We start from the raw sequence: 16,978 nt of genomic DNA, 5'->3' as shown, positions 1-16,978 counted from the left end.
GCATGACCACTCCGCCACTCACCGTCGAGCAACTCGTGCGTCAGCCGATCGAGGCGATCATCCCGCATCGCGGCAGCATGCTGCTGCTCGATGCGATCGACACGTTCGCCGACACCACGTTGAGCGCGTTCGCCCGCGTCGATCCGCACGCATGGTATGCCGACGCCGCCGGCGCGATGCCCGCGTGGATCGGCATCGAGCTGATGGCGCAGGCGATCGCCGCGCACATCGCGCTCGTCGCGATGCGCGGCGGCGGCCATGCGCGTCACGGTGTGCTGCTCGGTTCGCGCAGCTATCAGGCGTTGCAGCCGGTGTTCCGAAGCGGCGCGCGCTTGCACGTTCACGTGAGCGAACTACTGCGCAGCGACGCAGGTCACAGCGCCTACGAATGCACGATCGACGACGGCGACGCGCGCTGCGCCGAAGCCGCGATCAAGGTGTATCAACCGCCCGATTTCCAGTCATTCATCGAAGGGAGTATCAGTACATGAGCCGGCGAGTTCTCGTTACCGGCGCAAGCCGCGGCATCGGCCGGGCGATTGCGTACAAGTTGGCCGCCGACGGTTTCGCCGTGACCGTGCATTGCCGCACCGGACGCAGCGAAGCCGACGCGGTCGCGACGGGCATCGCCGCGCAGGGCGGCACGGCGCGCGTGCTGCAATTCGACGTGCGCGAGCGCGCCGCGTGCCGCGAGGCGCTCGAAGCCGACGTCGCCGCGCACGGTCCGTACTACGGCATCGTGTGCAGCGCGGGGGTCACGCGCGACGCGGCGTTTCCGGCGCTCACCGAGGAAGACTGGGACGTCGTGATCGAAACCGGCCTCGATGCGTTCTACAACGTCGTGCATCCGCTGACGATGCCGATGGTGCGCGCGCGCCAAGGCGGCCGCATCGTCACGATCGCGTCGGTGTCGGGCGTGATGGGCAATCGCGGCCAGGTCAACTACAGCGCGGCGAAGGCGGGGCTGATCGGCGCGACCAAGGCGCTCGCGGTCGAACTGGCGTCGCGCAATATCACCGTCAATTGCGTCGCGCCGGGGCTGATCGAAACCGGCATGCTCGAACAGGTTACGGTCGACCACGCGCTGAAGACCGTACCGATGAACCGCGTCGGCCAGCCGGCGGAGGTCGCGTCGGTGGTGAGCTTTCTGATGTCGGATGGCGCGTCGTACGTGACGCGCCAGGTGATCGGCGTGAACGGCGGGATGGTCTGATGAAGCGCGTCGTCATCACCGGCATGGGTGGCGTGACCGCGTTCGGCGATAACTGGGACGCGGTCGAAGCGCGCCTGAAGCGCGGCGAGAACGCGGTGCGCCGCATGCCCGAGTGGGACTACTTCGAGTCGCTGCATACGCGCCTCGCGTGTCCGCTGCCCGGGTTCACGACCCCCGCGCATTACCCGCGCAAGAAGGTGCGCTCGATGGGCCCGGTGTCGCTGTACTCGGTGCGCGCGAGCGAACTCGCGCTCGCCGATGCAGGCCTCGCCGATGACACGACCATCGCCGACGGCCGCATGGGCGTCGCGTACGGTTCGTCGTCGGGCTCGGTGCAGCCGATCCGCGCGTTCGGCACGATGCTCGAAACCGGCTCGATGAACAACGTCACGTCGAACAGCTACGTGCAGATGATGCCGCACACGACGGCCGTCAACGTGAGCCTGTTCTGGGACCTCAAAGGCCGCATCATCCCGACTTCGTGCGCGTGCGCGTCGGGCAGCCAGGCGATCGGCTATGCGTACGAGGCGATCCAGTCCGGCAAGCAGACGCTGATGCTCGCGGGCGGCGCGGAAGAGTTGTCGGGTCCGGCAGTCGCCGTGTTCGACACGCTGTACGCGACCAGCACGCGTAACGACGAGCCGCATCTGACGCCGCGTCCGTTCGATGCCGCGCGCGATGGTCTCGTGGTCGGCGAGGGCGCGGCGACGCTGGTGCTGGAAGAGTACGAGCACGCAGTGGCGCGCGGCGCGCGGATTCATGCCGAGGTTGTCGGCTTCGGCTGCAACTCGGACGGCGCGCACATGACGCAACCGACCGCCGACACGATGGCGCTCGCGATGCGGCTCGCGCTGCGCGACGCGCGATTGCCGCCCGAGGCGATTGCCTATGTGAACGCGCACGGTACGTCGACCGATCGCGGCGACATCGCCGAAAGCCACGCGACCGCGCAGACCTTCGGCGCGCGCATGCCGATCAGCTCGCTGAAAAGCTATGTCGGCCATACGCTCGGCGCGTGCGGCGCGATCGAGGCGTGGTGGACGATCGAGATGATGAAGCGCAACTGGTACGTGCCGACGCTAAATCTCGACCACGTCGATCCGGCTTGCGCGCCGCTCGATTACATCGTCGGCGGCGCGCGCGAGATCGACGCCGAGTATGTGATGAGCAACAACTTCGCGTTCGGCGGCATCAACACGTCGCTGATTTTCCGGCGCGTTCGATGAGCGGCGGCTTGCAACGTGTGGTCGTGACCGGCATGGGCATCGTGTCGTGTCTCGGCAATACGCTCGACGAGGTCTGCGCGGCGTTGCGCGCGGGTCGCTCGCGCATCGAGCGTATCGACGCGTGGCGCGAGCGCGGATTTGCATCGCAGGTTGCCGGCGTCGCGTCGGTCGCGCAGGAGACGCCGTTCGAGCGCAAGCTCGATCGCTTCATGGGCGACACCGCGCGTTTCGCGTGCCACGCGGCGCGGCGCGCGATCGACGATGCGGGGCTCGACCTCGCTTCGTTGCAGTCGCCGCGTGCTGGAGTCGTGATCGGCTCGGGCGTCGGCACGCTCGCGAGCTACGACGCGGCACTCGCGATCGCGCAAACGCGCGGCGTCGACAAGGCGCCGCCGTACACGGTGCCGCACGCAATGAGCAGCACCGCGTCGGCGAACGTCGCGCAGATGTTCGGGCTCGAAGGCGTCAGCTATTCGCCGTCGTCGGCATGCACGACGTCGGCGCTCGCGATCGGTCAGGCGATGCAACTGATCCAGACCGGCCGCCAGCAGATCGTGCTCGCAGGCGGCAGCGAAGCGCTGCACGACAACACGACGCTGATGTTCGACGCGATGGGGGCGTTGTCGCGCCGCTTCAACGACACGCCGCTGAGCGCATCGCGTCCGTACGACACGCAGCGCGACGGCTTCGTGATCGCATCGGGCGGCGGCGTGCTGGTGCTCGAAGCGCTCGATCATGCGCTCGCACGCGGCGCGCGCATCTACGCGGAGCTGACGGGCTTCGGCGATTGCACCGATCGCGCGGGCATGGTCGCGCCGCGTGCGGCCGGCATCGCGCGTGCGATGCGCGGCGCGCTCGCGCAGGCGGGGCGGCGTCCCGACTACGTGAACACGCATGCGCCGTCGACGCCGCTCGGCGATGTCGAAGAACTGCACGCGTTGCGCGACGTGTTCGATGCATCGGCGCAAGGGGTGCCCGCGTTTTCGTCGACCAAGGGCATGACAGGACATTCGATCGGCGCGTGCGGCGCGCACGAAGCGATCTATACGCTGCTGATGATGCGCGACGGCTTTATCACCGGCACCGCGCTGGTCGATACGCCCGAGCCGCAAGTGCGCGACATGCCGCTCGTGCGCGTCACGCGCGACGCGCGCATCGACACGGCGATGTCGGTTTCATTCGGGTTCGGCGGCAGTTGCGCGAGCCTGATGTTCGAAGCATGGCGCGGCGCGCATACGGCGCGGCCGCCCATGCAAACCGTTGGAGGAGTGATTTGAACAGCGATTCTTCAAAGCCGACCGTGGTCGACGTTGCGATCATCGGCGCGGGTCCGGCCGGCGCGGTAGCTGCGGCGCTATTGCGCAAGACGGGCCGCTCGGTGCTGGTGCTGGAGCGGCAGCATTTTCCGCGCTTCTCGATCGGCGAGAGCCTGTTGCCGCAAAGCATGGCGTACCTCGAAGAGGCCGGCATGCTGCAGGCCGTCGTCGAGGCGGGTTTCCAGTACAAGAACGGCGCGCACTTTGTATATCGCGACCAGACCTCGTCGTTCGACTTCCGCGACAAGCATTCGCCTGGCTGGGGCACCACGTACCAGGTCGAACGCGCGCTGTTCGACGACGTGCTGATTCGCTGCGCGGCCGCGCAGGGCGCCGACGTGCGCTTCGGCCACACGGTGAGCGCAGTGCAGACTGGCGCGGCGCCTCTGCTCGACGTCGTCGATGAAGCGGGGCACACGTATCAGATCGAAGCGCGTTTCGTGCTCGATGCGAGCGGCTTCGGGCGCGTGCTGCCGCGCCTGCTGAAGCTGGAGACCCCGACGCGCATGCCGACGCGCGCCGCATTGTTCACACACGTGTGCGACGGCCTTGCGCTCGACGACATCGATCGCAACAAGATCTGCATCGCGACGCATCCCGAGCGTCGCGACGTGTGGTTCTGGATGATTCCGCTCGCGGGCGGCCGTTCGTCGGTGGGATGTGTGGCCGAGGCGAGTTTTCTCGACGTGCCGGAAGGAGAGCGCGAGGTGGCGCTGCGCGCGCTGATCCAGCAGGAGCCGACGCTGAACCGGCTGATCGGGCAGGCGTCGTTCCTGATGCCGGTACGGAGAATCGGCGGCTACGCGGCGAACGTCGCGAGTCTGCACGGGCCGGGCTATGCGCTGCTCGGCAATGCGGGCGAGTTTCTCGATCCAGTGTTTTCGTCGGGGGTGACGATCGCGCTGCGCTCCGCGCATCTGGCGGCGCGCGCGCTGAACCGGCAGCTCGACGGCGAGACGGTGGACTGGTCAGCCGCTTACGACGTGCCGTTGCGCAAGGGCATCGACACCTTCCGCGCGTTCGTCGAGCGCTGGTACACGGGCGAGCTGCAGGACATCATCTACTACCCGGAGCAGGTGACGCCGATCCGTCGGATGATCTGCGCGGTGCTCGCCGGTTATGCGTGGGACGAGTCGAATCCGTATGTCGCCGACCCGGTGCGGCGGCTCAACGCGTTGCACGAGGTGTGCAAGGCGGGCTGAGGCGCGCAGCGATCCGAGCCGCCTAGGTCAAATGCTCAAGCCGCGATCTTCGCGCGCCCCGGTACGTGCTGGCGCGCGTCGTCGCGGCGATGCACGCGCTTGCCGGCCGCATACGTTTCGTACACCGCGCGATCGTCGCCGAGCAGCGCGAACGCGAACAACAACTCCTCGAGCGATTCGCGCCGCGCGGTGCGGCGCGCGAGCAGCGGCGTCGCTTGCGGGTCGAGCACGACGAAGTCCGCTTCTGAGCCGTCCCGCAGCGTGCCAACCTTGTCGCCGAGATCGAGCGCATCTGCCGCGCCGGCGGTCGCCAGATAGAACATCCGCGTCGCGGTCAGATGATGGCCGCCGAGGCGCGCAACCTTGTGCGCTTCGTTCATCGTCTGCAGCATCGAGAACGACGTACCGCCGCCGACGTCGGTCGCGAGCGCGATCGGCATGCCGGCCGAGTCGGCCTTCTCGAAGTCGAACAGCCCGCTGCCGAGGAACAGGTTCGACGTCGGGCAGTGCGACGCCAGCGCGCCGGTTTGCGCCATGCGTTTGCGGTCCTCGTCGTCGAGGTAGATGCAATGGCCGTACACCGCGCGACGGCGCAACAGCCCGTAGTGATCGTAAATGTCGAGATAGCTGCGGTGGCCGGGGAACAGCTCGGCGACCCATTTCACTTCGTCGGTGTTTTCCGCGACGTGGCTCTGGATGAATACGTCCGGATGCAGTCGCGCGAGCGCGCCGCAGGCTTCGAGCTGCGCTTCGGTCGAGGTCGGCGCGAAGCGCGGCGTCAGCGCGTACATCTGACGGCCGCGGTTGTGCCAGCGGCCGATCAGCTCGGCGCTGTCGTCGTAGCCCGATTGCGCGGTGTCGCGCAGGAACTCCGGGCAGTGGCGGTCCATCAGCACCTTGCCCGCGACCATGCGCAGATTGCGTGCTTCGCTCTCGGCGAACAGGGCATCGGCGGATTCCTTGTGCACCGTGCAGTACACGAGCGCGGTCGTCGTGCCGCAGGCGAGCAGTTCGTCGACGAAAAAGCTCGCGGTGTCGCGCGCGTGGTCGATGTCGGCGAAGCGGCGCTCGGTCGGGAACGTGTACGTATCGAGCCACGGCAGCAGACCCGGCGCCGGCGACGCGATCATGTCGGTCTGCGGATAGTGGATGTGCGTATCGATGAAGCCCGGCACGATCAGCTTGTCGCGCCGCTCCACGATCTGCGTGCCGGGCGCGAGCCGCGACGCGAGCGCCGCGTACGCGTCCGCTGCGACGACGCGGCCGTCTTCGACGATCAACAGACCGTCCTCGTGAAAGACAGCGGCGTTCGGCGCGTGCGCCGGATCGCCGTTGAAGGTCAACAGCGGCGCACGGAATGCAGTTTGTGCCGCTTGCGTGGTATGAGCCGATTCAGTCATGGAAAAGCTGTCTCCGAATGTTGAAAGCTGGGCGGCGCAGGCAGCGGTTGCCCCGTTCGGGGTCTTACCGATCCCCGAACGAAGCGAATCCGCTGGCCGCCGACGTCAGTCGAGGCCGGTCAGTTGAAATCCATTGACGCGCGGCTTACTGCCGCCAGTGCGCGTCTAGCTTAGCGATCAGCATCGCGCGTTCCTCGGGCGTCACGAACGACGCCTCGAAGCCGTTGCGGATGATCGTGTAGACCTCGGCGTCGTCGAGCTTCAGCGCGTCGATCGTCGCCAGATAGTTCGCGTTCACGTAGCCGCCGAAATAGGCCGGATCGTCGGAATTGACGGTCACCGCGACGCCGCGATCGAGCAGGTCCTTCAGCGTGTGCTTGGTCAGGTCGTCGAACACGCACAGCTTCAGATTAGACAGCGGGCACACGGTGAGCGCGACGCGCGTGTCGGCGAGGCGCGTGACGAGCGCCGGGTCCTCGATGCTGCGCACGCCGTGATCGACGCGATCGACCTTCAGCACGTCGAGCGCTTCGTAGATGTAGGACGGCGGGCCTTCCTCGCCCGCATGCGCGACGAGCTTCAGACCGAGCGCGCGCGCCTTCGCGAACACGCGCTCGAACTTCGACGGCGGATGACCGCGCTCCGACGAATCGAGGCCCACGCCGATCAGCCGATGCTTGTACTGTTCGAACAGGGGCAGCGCTTCGTCGAAGGTGGCGAGCGCATCGTCCTCGGACAGATGGCGCAGGAAACACAGGATCAGCTTGCTCGTGATGCCGCGCTTCTCCGCGTCGGCGAGCGCGCGTTCGATGCCGGCCACCACCGTTGCGATCCGCACGCCGCGCTCGGTGTGCGTCTGCGGGTCGAAGAAGATTTCGCTATGCACGACGTTGTCGGCGACGCAGCGCTCGACGTAGGCCATCGTCATGTCGTAGAAGTCCTGCTCGTGCAGCAGCACGCTCGCGCCCGCGTAGTAGATGTCGAGGAACGATTGCAGATCGGTGAACGCATAGGCGGCGCGCAAGGCTTCCACCGAGTCGTACGCGAGCTTCACGCCGTTGCGCTGCGCGAGCGCGAAAATCAGCTCGGGTTCGAGCGAGCCTTCGATGTGGATATGCAGCTCGGCCTTCGGTGCGCGCGCGGTTTTGTCGGCGAGCGCAACGACGGAAGCGGGGGTAGCGGTTGTCGTATTCATGGTGATTTGGAATTGTGTAATGGGGTAGTGAGCGGCGCGGCTCGCGAATCAGACCGCCTGCGTCGCGTGGCGCGCGCCCGCGTTCGCCTCGACCGCCTGCAACACCTGCGCGGCCGCCGAGATCGCGATGACCTCGGGCGACTTGTCGACGATGCCGTCGACGCCGAGCGGACACTTCATCCGCGCGATCCGCGCCGGATCGATGCCGTGCGCCGCTAGCCGGTGCTCGAACTGCTTGCGCTTGGTGTGCGAGCCGATCATGCCGAAGAACGCGAAGTCGCCGCGCCGCAGGATGCGCTGGGCGAGGTCGAGATCGCGCGCGTGGTTGTGCGTCATCACGATGAAGTACGTGTTCGGCGCGGCCTGATCGATCGCTTCGTCGGGGGCGTCGTTCGCGTCGATCGTCACGTTCGGCGCGTGCAGAGTATCGAGCGGCGGAAACTGCGCGTCGCGCTCGTCGACCCAGCGCACCGAGCAGGGCAGCGTCGCGAGCACGCGCACGAGCGCCGCGCCGACGTGGCCGGCGCCGAACAGCACGACTGCGAATTCGCCCGGCGCGATGGTTTCGGTCAAGAGCGCGCTGCTGTCGTCGAAACCGGCGCCGTCCCACAGCAGGCAGTCGGCGGCGTCGATGCCGGGCTCGGGCTCGGACAGCATCACCGCATCCGGCGCGGGGCCGAATGATACGCTACGCACCGTCGATTGCCCCGCCGCGAGGCGCTTGGCGAGCGACGCGAGCCAGCCGAGATCGCCGACGTCGAGCCGCTCGAATGCGAGGATCACCGCGCCGCCGCAGCACTGCCCGAGGCTCGGCCCCAGCGCGAAGCGTTCGAGCCGCCGCATGTGCGGTGCGCGCATGCCGTCGCGCAGCACCTGGCGCGCGGTCTCGATCGCCTTCCATTCGAGGTGGCCGCCGCCGATCGTATGCTTGGCCGCGTCGCGCGTGACGATCATCTTCGTGCCGGCTTCGCGCGGCGCCGAACCTTCGACGCGCGCGACCGTCACCAGCACGGCGGCGTCGCCATGTGCGAGCAGATGTTGCAGGTCAGTGAGCCAGGCTTGCATCCGGCGATTCTCCTTGCGGGGCCGCGTCGGGTGTCGGCGCGGCGGGTGGCGTGGGGGTGTCGGCGCCGTCGGGATGCGCGGCGGCTGCGGTCGGATCTGCGTGCTGCGAAGCGTTCGACGCACTCAACGCATCCAGCGCGTCGAGTATCGCCTCGGGCGTCGCCGGCGCACGCAATGGCGGAGCATGTCGTGCGCCCGGCACCGCGGCTGCGATCGCGTCGCGAATCGCAAGAAACACCGAGAACGGCAGCAGCAACGGCGGCTCGCCGACGGCCTTCGAGCGGAATACGGTCGGCTCGGCATTGCTGTTGTCGTAGAGCCGCACGTGGAATGCGGCGGGCGTATCGCTGACCGCGGGAATCTTGTACGTCGACGGCGCGTGCGTCATCAGGCGGCCGTCGCGGTTCCACCACAGCTCTTCGGTGGTGAGCCAGCCCATGCCCTGAATGAAGCCGCCTTCGATCTGGCCGAGATCGATCGCCGGATTGATCGATTGGCCCGCGTCGTGCAACACGTCGGCGCGCACGAGCTTCCATTCGCCGGTCAGCGTATCGACGACGACCTCCGATACCGCCGCGCCATACGCAAAGTAATAGAACGGATGACCGGTCAGCGTCTTCGCATCCCAATGCACTTTCGGGGTCGCATAGAAGCCGTCCGACCACAACTGCACGCGCGCGAGATACGCGGCGTTGACGAGCTGTTCGAACGGCAGTGCACCGCCGTTCACCGCTACGCTGCCGCGCGCGAACTGCACGTCGTTTGCGTCGCCGCCGAGCTGGCGCGCTGCGACTTCGGCGAGGCGGGCGCGGATCGTCTGCGCGGCGGCAACGGCTGCCATGCCGTTCAGATCGCTGCCGGTGGAAGCCGCGGTCGCGGAGGTGTTGGCGATTTTCGACGTATCCGTCGCGGTCACCCGGACGCGCGATAGCGGCAAGCCGAACTGATTCGCGACCACTTGCGCGACTTTCGTGTTGAGCCCCTGGCCCATCTCAGTGCCGCCGTGATTGACGAGCACGGAGCCGTCCTTGTACACGTGCACGAGCGCGCCGGCCTGATTCAGGAACGGCACGTTGAACGAGATGCCGAACTTGACCGGCGAAAACGCGAGGCCGCGTTTGAGTACGGGACTCTTCGCATTGAATTCGGCGAGCGCCGCGCGCCGCGCGCGGTAGTCGCTCGAATCGAGCAGCGCGTCGGTCAGCGGCGCGATGATGTTGTCTTCGACGCGCTGTCCGTATGGCGTCGTATCGCGTTCGCCGACGCCGTAGTAATTCGCGAGCCGCACGTCGAGCGGATCTAGCCGCAACTCGCGCGCGATGCCGTCGAGCAGCACCTCCATCACGAGCGCGCCCTGTGGTCCGCCGAAGCCGCGAAACGCGGTGTTCGACTGCGTATTGGTCTTGCAGCACAGTGCGACGATATCGACGTCGGGCAGGGAGTACGCGTTGTCGAAGTGGCATACCGCGCGCGTCGCGACCGCGCCGGACAGATCCGCCGAATAGCCGGCGCGCAGCGCGATTTCGACGCGTACGCCAAGCAGGCGGCCTTGATCGTCGAAACCCGCGTCGTATTCGTAGACCGCGTCGTGGCGCTTGCCGGTGATCAGGAAGTCGTCGTCGCGATCGGCGCGCAGCTTGACCGGCCGACGCAAGCGTTGCGCCGCGAGCGCGGCCACGCACGCGAATAGCGCCGATTGCGATTCCTTGCCGCCGAAACCGCCGCCCATGCGCCGGCATTCGCACACGACGTTATGCGCGGGCCAGTCGAGCATATGCGCGACCACTTGCTGCATTTCGCTCGGATGCTGCGTCGAACTGTAGACGAGCAAGCCGTCCATCTCCTTGGGCACCGCATAGGCGATCTGGCCTTCGAGATAGAACTGCTCCTGGCCGCCGACCTCGAACGTGCCGGCGAGCCGATGCGGCGCGGCGGCGATCTTCGCGTCCGGATCGCCGCGCCGCAGATGCAGCGGCGGCAGCACGAACTGCTTCGCGGCTTTGGCATCGGCGGCGGTGAGGATCGCGTCGAGCGGCTCGTAGCGGATCACGTCGTCGCTTTTCGCGAGCGCGGCCGCGCGGCGGGCGAGTTCGTGAGTTTCGGCGATCACCGCGAAGACGGGCTGGCCGAGGTACAGCACTTCGCCGTCGGCGAGGATCGGGTCGTCGTGCAGCACCGGGCCGCAATTATTTTCGCCGGGGATGTCGTCGGCGCTCAGCACCGCGATCACGCCGGGCGCGTTTCTGACCGCGTCGAGATCCATCGACACGATCCGCGCATGCGCATGGCGCGACAGGCCGAGCGCCGCGTGCAGCGTGCCGTGCAGCTCGGCGATATCGTCGGTGTAAGTCGCTTCGCCGCTCACGTGCAGCGCGGCGGATTCGTGCGGTAGCGGCACGCCGATCGACGCGTCGTCGCGATGCTCGGCACGCTCACCCGCGCGTTCGATAAAGGCATCGGTGCGGTTCATCACGGCGACTCCTTCGCGACGGTTGCGTCGGGCTCGAACGCGAACGCGTTGACGTCGCACAGCGCGAGCGGCGCGTCGTCGCGCGTTTCGAGGTAGAAGCGCCACAGCAGATTGCGCGCGACCTTCAGCCGATACGCGCTCGACGCGCGCATGTCGGTGAGCGGCTGGTAATCGGCGGCGAGCGCGTCCATCGCGCGGCGGGCCGTCTCATCGTTCCACGCCGCGCCGTCGAGCACGGCTTCGGCATGCGCGGCGCGCTTCGGTGTCGCCGCCATGCCGCCGAACGCGACGCGGGCCGCGCGGATCGTGCCGTCTTGCGCGACGTGCAACGCAAACGCCGCGCACACCGCCGAGATGTCCTGGTCGTAACGCTTCGCCACCTTATAGGTGCGAAACCGCAGTGCGCCGGCCGGACGCGGCACGCGCAGCGCGCTGACGAATTCACCGGCCGCGAGCGCGGTCTTCTGATAGCCGAGGTAGAACGCATCGAGCGGCAGCGTGCGGGTCGTGCGATCGCGGCGCAGCTCGACCTCGGCGCCGAGCGCGAGCAGTGCCGGCATCGAATCGCCGATCGGCGAGCCGTTCGCGACGTTGCCACCGAGCGTGCCCGCATTGCGGATCGGCAGCGATGCGAAGCGGGTCCATAGTTCGGCGAGCTCGGGATAGTCGGCGGTGAGCGCCGCGTACGCGTCTTCGAGCGAGACCGCCGCGCCGATGGTCAGCGTTTGCGCGTCGCGCGCGATCGTTTTCAACTCGGCGACGTTGCCGATGTACAGCAGGTCGCCGAGATCGCGAAACTGCTTGGTGACCCACAAGCCGACGTCGGTGCTGCCCGCGACGATGCGCGCGTCCGGATGCTGCGCGCGCAGCGTCGCGAACGCGTCGGGCGTGAGCGGGGCGTGGAAGGTGGGTGAGCCGAATGTGGCGCCACGGCTGTCGGGCGCGCTGTATTCGAACGTGTCTTTGCGTTGCAGCGTGCGCAGCGTGGCGGCGATCGCATCGCGATCGAGCGAGACGCGCGGATGCTGCGCGTAGTCGAACATCTTCTGCGCGGCATCGATGATCGGCCGGTAGCCGGTGCAGCGGCACAGATTGCCGGACAGCGCGGCGTCGATTTCGTCGCGGGTCGGCAGGCCGGCGCTGGCGGGCTGGTTTTCGTAGAGCGCCCACATCGACATCACGAAGCCGGGCGTGCAGAAGCCGCATTGCGAACCGTGACAGTCGACTAGCGCCTGCTGCACCGGATGCAGCGCGCCGTTCGCGGCGCGCAGGTCTTCGACGGTGAAGAGGGCGCGGCCGTCGAGCGTCGGCAGGAACTGGATGCAGGCGTTGATCGCCTTCAGCGCGAGTTCGCCGCGCGCGTCGAGTTCGCCGATCACGACCGTGCACGCGCCGCAGTCGCCTTCCGCGCAGCCTTCCTTGGTGCCGGTGCAGCGTAAGTCCTCGCGCAGGTGCTGCAGCACGGTGCGCGTCGCCGGAACGCCCGCGACCTCGCGGACGGACCCCTGGTGATAGAAGCGGATGGTTTGCGTTGTCATGGCGAATCGGAAGACAGTGCGGACCGGGCGCGCGTTACGCATGGGGTCGCAAAAGCCGGCCTCGCGCACGTAGATCGCCATCCATACCCGAAGATAGCACTACGCCGGCTCGAAAATATTTCCCGCGTCGCATGAAGCTCATGCGGCGGCGATCATGATCCTGGTACGATTCGCGCGGCAGCGAGAAGTTGCGCGCGCGGGGCGGCGGGCGACCACAATGGTGCGCGATCGGTGAACATCACGCAGAAAAAAACGCCGGACTTCGGTGGCCCGAGCATGGGCGACACGAAGTCCGGCGTCATAGGCAAAGCGGATCGGTCGTCAGGACACCCGATGGCGATTGCGTACCAGGCTCAGCATCAGCGCGGCGAACGCGACGATAAACGCGACCCCCGACCACATCGGCAGCGTGAGCCCGAGAATCGGCGGATACGCGGTTTCGCACAGGCCCGCCACCTTGAACACGCTCGGCAGCCAGTGGGCGGGCGGCAGGCTGTCGACGATCGGCTGCAGCGCGTCGAAGCCGCAGCTGAAGCCAGGATTCGCCTGGATATACACATGGCGCGCGGCGGTGGCGATGCCGGCGAGCGCCGACAGCGCAGCCATCACTTCGAGCAGGCGCACGCCGCGCCAGTTCTTGAAGCGCGCGCCGAGGAACGCGAAGATCGCGATCAGCAGAAAGAAATAGCGCTGGATGATGCACAGCGGGCACGGGTCTTCGCGCAGGCCGAACTGCAGGTACAGCGCACCGCCTACGAGGGCGAGACAGATCAGGCCGAGCAGATTCAGCAGGGTGCGCTCGCGGCGCAGCATCGCGGAGTCGTTAGTCATGGATCTTCGATTGGTCTGGAGACGATAGAGCGGGTGCCGGCGATTCTAGCGCGAACGCCTTTCGCGCCGCTTATCGCCTGACGATTGCCGCGCTTTAACGGATCGCGTTCAACACCGCCTCGGCCGCGCGGCCGATTGCAAGCAGCGCGTCGTCGGCGTGCGGCGCGCCCGCCAGCATCAGGCCGACCGGCGCGTCGCCGCGCAGATGGCACGGCAGCGACAGCGCGCAGCTATCGAGGAAGTTGAACGCGCTCGGGTTGCGCAGGATCAGCGCGTTAGTGTGGCCGAACGTGTCGTCGTCGTGCAGCAGGTCGGCGAGGCGCGGCGGCACGACCGGCGCCGTCGGCGCGACGACCGCGTCGAAACGCTGCCACAGCGTGCGCGCGGCTTCATCGAGCATCGCGGCGCGCTCGGCGAGCAAGTCCAGGTAGTCGACCGCGGTGGCCGGCTGTCCTTTCATGATGCGCACGAGCACGCGCGGGTCGTACTGCTCGCGATGCCTGTCGAGCAGCGGGCGATGCCACGCATATGCCTCGATCGGCGAAAAGCCGAAGCGGTTGATTTCCGGCAGGCGGTCGAGCGGGGCGAAGCGCACCTCGCTGACGATCGCGCCAGCCGCCTCCAGGTGTTTGAGCGCGGTGTCGATCGCGCGCGCGACTTCGGGCTCGACGCCGTCGGTCACGAAATTGGTCAGCACGCCGAGGCGCACGCCTTCGAGCGGCCGCGCGGCCGGGATGCGTGGCTCGAGCCCGGCGAGCATCCGGTCGACCAGCGCGCAGCAGGCGACCGATACGCCGATCGGCCCGAACGAATCGAGCGTCGACGACAGCGGCACGCCGCCTTGCTTCGGGATGCGCGCGGCGGTCGGCTTGAAGCCGGTCAGCCCGCATAGCGCGGCCGGAATGCGGATCGAGCCGCCGGTGTCGGTGCCGAGCGCGACCGCGGCCATCCCGTCGGCGACCGACGCCGCCGCGCCCGACGACGAGCCGCCCGAAACCCGCTCGTCGCCCTTCACCCCGCGCCGGTACGGCGACAACGGATGGCCGTAGTGCGGATTCAGTCCGAGCCCGGAAAACGCGAACTCGCTCATGTTGGTGCGCCCGACGATCACCGCGCCGGCCCGCTTCAGCCGCGCAACCGCGACCGCGTCGGCTTTCGCGGGTGGCGCATCGGCGAGCACGACCGAACCCGCGCGGGTCCGCTGGCCTTCGATGTCGAACAGGTCCTTGACCGATACCGGAATCCCGGCGAGCGGCGACAGCACGGTGCCGGCCGCGCGCAGGCGGTCGTGCGCGTCGGCGGCGGCGCGCGCGGCATCGGCGTCGACGTGCATGAAGACGGCGGCGCCCTGGCCGGCAGGATCGGCGATTCGCTCGAGCGCGGTTTCGACGAGCGCACGGCTGGTGGTGCGGCCGGCGGCGAGATCGGCGGCGAGCTGGGCAAGCGGCGGGAACGGGGGGAAGTCAGTGGCCATGATGTCGGTAGAGATCCAGTTGAGCGCGGCTCGGGCGCGTGAGCGGGGCGGTGTCGAGCCAACGGAAAGGTCCGTCCGCATTGTAGAGCAAGGTTTTGCGGCCGAGCGGCCTGCTAGGGCCGGCGCGGCGCGCGAATTCGCCAAAAACATCGCCGGCCCGTTTGTTACACTGCGCCTTCCGAGATTACCGTTTGTAAGGAAAGCGCTCATGCACCATGGCATTGGCTTCATCCAGGATCTGGCCGTCGTGATGGCGCTGGCGGGCGTCGTCACCGTGCTGTTCCATCGCCTGAAGCAGCCGGTGGTGCTCGGCTATATCGTGGCCGGCGTGATCATCGGACCGTACACGCCGCCGTTCCAGCTGATCCATGACGAACAGACGATTCAGACGCTCGGCGAGCTGGGCGTCGTGTTCCTGATGTTTTCGCTGGGCCTCGAATTCAGCCTGCGCAAGCTGTTCAAGGTCGGCGCGACCGCGATCGTCGCCGCGCTGTCCGAGATCGTGCTGATGCTGTGGATCGGCTACGCGATCGGCAATGCATTCGGCTGGAGCCCGATGGATTCGCTGTTCCTCGGCGCAATCCTCGCGATCTCGTCGACGACGATCATCGTGAAGGCACTGTCCGACCTCGGACTTAAACGCGAAAGCTTCGCGCAACTCGTGTTCGGCATTCTGATCGTCGAGGACATTCTCGGCATCGCGATGCTCGTGCTGCTGACCGGCATCGCGCAGACCGGGCAGTTGTCGGCCGGGCTCGCGGCCGTCACGCTCGGCAAGCTGCTGCTGTTCATGACGGTGTCGCTGCTGGTCGGCGTGCTGCTCGTGCCGCGCGCGCTGAACTACGTCGCGCGCACCGGCAGCAGCGAGATGATGCTCGTGTCCGTGCTCGGCTTCTGCTTCGGCTTCTGTCTGCTGGTCGTCAAGCTCGATTACAGCATCGCGCTCGGCGCGTTTCTGATCGGCGCGATCATGGCGGAGTCGCGCCATCTGCATCGGATCGAGCATCTGATCGCGCCGCTGCGCGACGCGTTTTCCGCGATCTTCTTCGTGACGATCGGACTGATGCTGAACCCGGCCGTGATACTCGACTATGGATGGCCGATCGCCGTGATCACGCTCGCGGTGATCGTCGGCAAGATCGTGTCGTGCGGGCTCGGCGCGTTTCTGTCGGGGCAGGACGGGCGCACGTCGATGCGCGTCGGCATGACCGTGTCGCAGATCGGCGAGTTCTCGTTCATCATCGCGACGCTCGGCTTGACGTTGAAGGTGACGAGCGGGTTTCTGTATCCGATCGCGGTCGCCGTGTCGGCGTTGACCACGCTGACGACACCCTATCTGATCCGCGTCGCCGATCCGCTGACGCGTCGCATCGCCAACGCGATGCCCGCCACCTTATCCAACGCGTTCGGCATGTACGGGCAATGGCTGCGCAGTTTGATCGCGGCGCGCGGCGAGCCGACGCTGATCAGCATGACGCGGCGCATCGTATTGCAGATCGCGGTGAATCTCGCGCTCGTCGCGGCGATTTTCCTCGTCGTGTCGTATAGCGCGCCGCATAGCGGCCGGCTGCTCGCGCACTGGCTCGACGAGGAGCCCTTGCAACGCGTCGTGCAGTGGAGTGTCGCGCTGCTGGTGTCGCTGCCGTTCCTCGTGGCCGTGTATCGCAAGACCAAGTCGCTCGCGCTGCTGCTCGCCGAAGTCAGCGTGCAGCAGACTACCGCAGGGCGCTTCACCAGCGCGTTGCGTCACGCGATCGCCGATCTCGTGCCGATTGTGTCGATGATCGGCGTGTTTCTGCTGGTGGCGGCGTTGTCTGGCAGCATCCTGCCGCCGACGGGCCTGCTCGTCGCGGTGCTCGTGTGCGCCGCGCTGCTGCTCACGCTCGTGTGGCGATGGTGCGTGAAGATTCACGCGTCGATGCAGATCGCGTTGCGGGAGACTTTCGACGAGCGGCCAGACCCTTGATTCAGAGGGTTTGTGTAAGGCCTCGCAACAATGTGAGTAATTGTTTGCGGGTTTGCCGGGCCTGCTGCACTGACGGATAATC

13 protein-coding genes are annotated in these 16,978 nt (G+C 67.3%); 6 read left to right on the top strand and 7 right to left on the bottom strand.

Annotation, left to right across the window (positions count from 1 at the left end; genetic code table 11):
• Positions 1-2: 2 nt before the first annotated feature.
• The 5 genes from VSR82_RS05145 to VSR82_RS05125 are packed head-to-tail and all read left to right on the top strand — an operon-like array spanning position 3 to position 4,957.
• Positions 3-491, top strand: coding sequence for a hotdog family protein (locus tag VSR82_RS05145; protein WP_368584895.1), 489 nt, complete (start codon positions 3-5; stop codon positions 489-491).
• Complete coding sequence (locus VSR82_RS05140) at positions 488-1,213, top strand: 3-ketoacyl-ACP reductase FabG2 (RefSeq protein ID WP_013090176.1); 726 nt, start codon at positions 488-490, stop codon at positions 1,211-1,213. The genes VSR82_RS05145 and VSR82_RS05140 overlap by 4 nt, the downstream gene beginning before the upstream one ends.
• The gene (locus VSR82_RS05135; protein ID WP_429458331.1) at positions 1,213-2,439 is read left to right on the top strand and encodes a beta-ketoacyl-ACP synthase; all 1,227 of its coding nucleotides are present in this window, start codon (positions 1,213-1,215) and stop codon (positions 2,437-2,439) included. The genes VSR82_RS05140 and VSR82_RS05135 overlap by 1 nt, the downstream gene beginning before the upstream one ends.
• Positions 2,436-3,716 (top strand): beta-ketoacyl-[acyl-carrier-protein] synthase family protein, encoded by a 1,281-nt coding sequence (locus tag VSR82_RS05130; RefSeq protein ID WP_429458333.1) that lies wholly within the window; start codon positions 2,436-2,438, stop codon positions 3,714-3,716. The genes VSR82_RS05135 and VSR82_RS05130 overlap by 4 nt, the downstream gene beginning before the upstream one ends.
• Complete coding sequence (locus VSR82_RS05125) at positions 3,713-4,957, top strand: NAD(P)/FAD-dependent oxidoreductase (protein WP_498857509.1); 1,245 nt, start codon at positions 3,713-3,715, stop codon at positions 4,955-4,957. Before VSR82_RS05130 ends, VSR82_RS05125 begins: the two co-directional genes overlap by 4 nt.
• Positions 4,958-4,992: 35 nt before the next feature.
• Here VSR82_RS05125 and guaD read toward each other — a convergent pair whose 3' ends face one another.
• From guaD to VSR82_RS05090, 7 genes are all read right to left on the bottom strand, one after another.
• Positions 4,993-6,357, bottom strand: a complete 1,365-nt coding sequence (guaD, locus tag VSR82_RS05120; protein ID WP_368584890.1) for a guanine deaminase — start codon at positions 6,355-6,357, stop codon at positions 4,993-4,995.
• Positions 6,358-6,502: 145 nt separating this feature from the next.
• Complete coding sequence (locus tag VSR82_RS05115; protein ID WP_429458337.1) at positions 6,503-7,552, bottom strand: adenosine deaminase; 1,050 nt, start codon at positions 7,550-7,552, stop codon at positions 6,503-6,505.
• Between the two features lie 48 nt (positions 7,553-7,600).
• Positions 7,601-8,617: a xanthine dehydrogenase accessory protein XdhC gene (xdhC, locus tag VSR82_RS05110; RefSeq protein ID WP_429458339.1), complete on the bottom strand. Its 1,017-nt coding sequence runs from the start codon at positions 8,615-8,617 to the stop codon at positions 7,601-7,603.
• Positions 8,598-11,087 carry a xanthine dehydrogenase molybdopterin binding subunit gene (gene xdhB, locus VSR82_RS05105; RefSeq protein WP_429458341.1) on the bottom strand — a complete coding sequence of 830 codons (2,490 nt, stop codon included), beginning with the start codon at positions 11,085-11,087 and terminating at the stop codon, positions 8,598-8,600. The genes xdhC and xdhB overlap by 20 nt, the downstream gene beginning before the upstream one ends.
• Positions 11,087-12,625, bottom strand: a complete 1,539-nt coding sequence (gene xdhA, locus VSR82_RS05100; RefSeq protein ID WP_368586801.1) for a xanthine dehydrogenase small subunit — start codon at positions 12,623-12,625, stop codon at positions 11,087-11,089. Before xdhA ends, xdhB begins: the two co-directional genes overlap by 1 nt.
• Positions 12,626-12,946: 321 nt before the next feature.
• The gene (locus tag VSR82_RS05095) at positions 12,947-13,456 is read right to left on the bottom strand and encodes a disulfide bond formation protein B (RefSeq protein ID WP_368586800.1); all 510 of its coding nucleotides are present in this window, start codon (positions 13,454-13,456) and stop codon (positions 12,947-12,949) included.
• A gap of 94 nt (positions 13,457-13,550) precedes the next feature.
• On the bottom strand, positions 13,551-14,930 hold the full coding sequence (locus VSR82_RS05090; protein ID WP_429458344.1) for an amidase: 1,380 nt from the start codon (positions 14,928-14,930) through the stop codon (positions 13,551-13,553).
• 208 nt (positions 14,931-15,138) lie between these two features.
• Here VSR82_RS05090 and VSR82_RS05085 point away from each other — a divergent pair, with 208 nt between their 5' ends.
• Positions 15,139-16,896, top strand: a complete 1,758-nt coding sequence (locus tag VSR82_RS05085; RefSeq protein ID WP_368586798.1) for a cation:proton antiporter — start codon at positions 15,139-15,141, stop codon at positions 16,894-16,896.
• The last annotated feature ends 82 nt before the right edge of the window (positions 16,897-16,978 follow it).

This window comes from Burkholderia sp. JPY481, assembly GCF_038900515.1.
In the GTDB taxonomy this organism is placed as follows: domain Bacteria; phylum Pseudomonadota; class Gammaproteobacteria; order Burkholderiales; family Burkholderiaceae; genus Paraburkholderia; species Paraburkholderia youngii.
Note: the sequence above shows the minus strand (reverse complement) of the source record. Positions and strands in the feature narration are given on the sequence as shown.

Coding starts and splice junctions, on each gene's coding strand:
- VSR82_RS05135 (WP_429458331.1), top strand. CDS start 1,213: ATGAAGCGCGTCGTCATCACCGGCATGGGTGGCGTGACCGCGTTCGGC.
- xdhC (WP_429458339.1), bottom strand. CDS start 8,617: ATGCAAGCCTGGCTCACTGACCTGCAACATCTGCTCGCACATGGCGAC.
- VSR82_RS05095 (WP_368586800.1), bottom strand. CDS start 13,456: ATGACTAACGACTCCGCGATGCTGCGCCGCGAGCGCACCCTGCTGAAT.
- xdhA (WP_368586801.1), bottom strand. CDS start 12,625: ATGACAACGCAAACCATCCGCTTCTATCACCAGGGGTCCGTCCGCGAG.
- VSR82_RS05145 (WP_368584895.1), top strand. CDS start 3: ATGACCACTCCGCCACTCACCGTCGAGCAACTCGTGCGTCAGCCGATC.
- VSR82_RS05085 (WP_368586798.1), top strand. CDS start 15,139: ATGCACCATGGCATTGGCTTCATCCAGGATCTGGCCGTCGTGATGGCG.
- VSR82_RS05115 (WP_429458337.1), bottom strand. CDS start 7,552: ATGAATACGACAACCGCTACCCCCGCTTCCGTCGTTGCGCTCGCCGAC.
- xdhB (WP_429458341.1), bottom strand. CDS start 11,087: ATGAACCGCACCGATGCCTTTATCGAACGCGCGGGTGAGCGTGCCGAG.
- VSR82_RS05140 (WP_013090176.1), top strand. CDS start 488: ATGAGCCGGCGAGTTCTCGTTACCGGCGCAAGCCGCGGCATCGGCCGG.
- guaD (WP_368584890.1), bottom strand. CDS start 6,357: ATGACTGAATCGGCTCATACCACGCAAGCGGCACAAACTGCATTCCGT.
- VSR82_RS05090 (WP_429458344.1), bottom strand. CDS start 14,930: ATGGCCACTGACTTCCCCCCGTTCCCGCCGCTTGCCCAGCTCGCCGCC.
- VSR82_RS05130 (WP_429458333.1), top strand. CDS start 2,436: ATGAGCGGCGGCTTGCAACGTGTGGTCGTGACCGGCATGGGCATCGTG.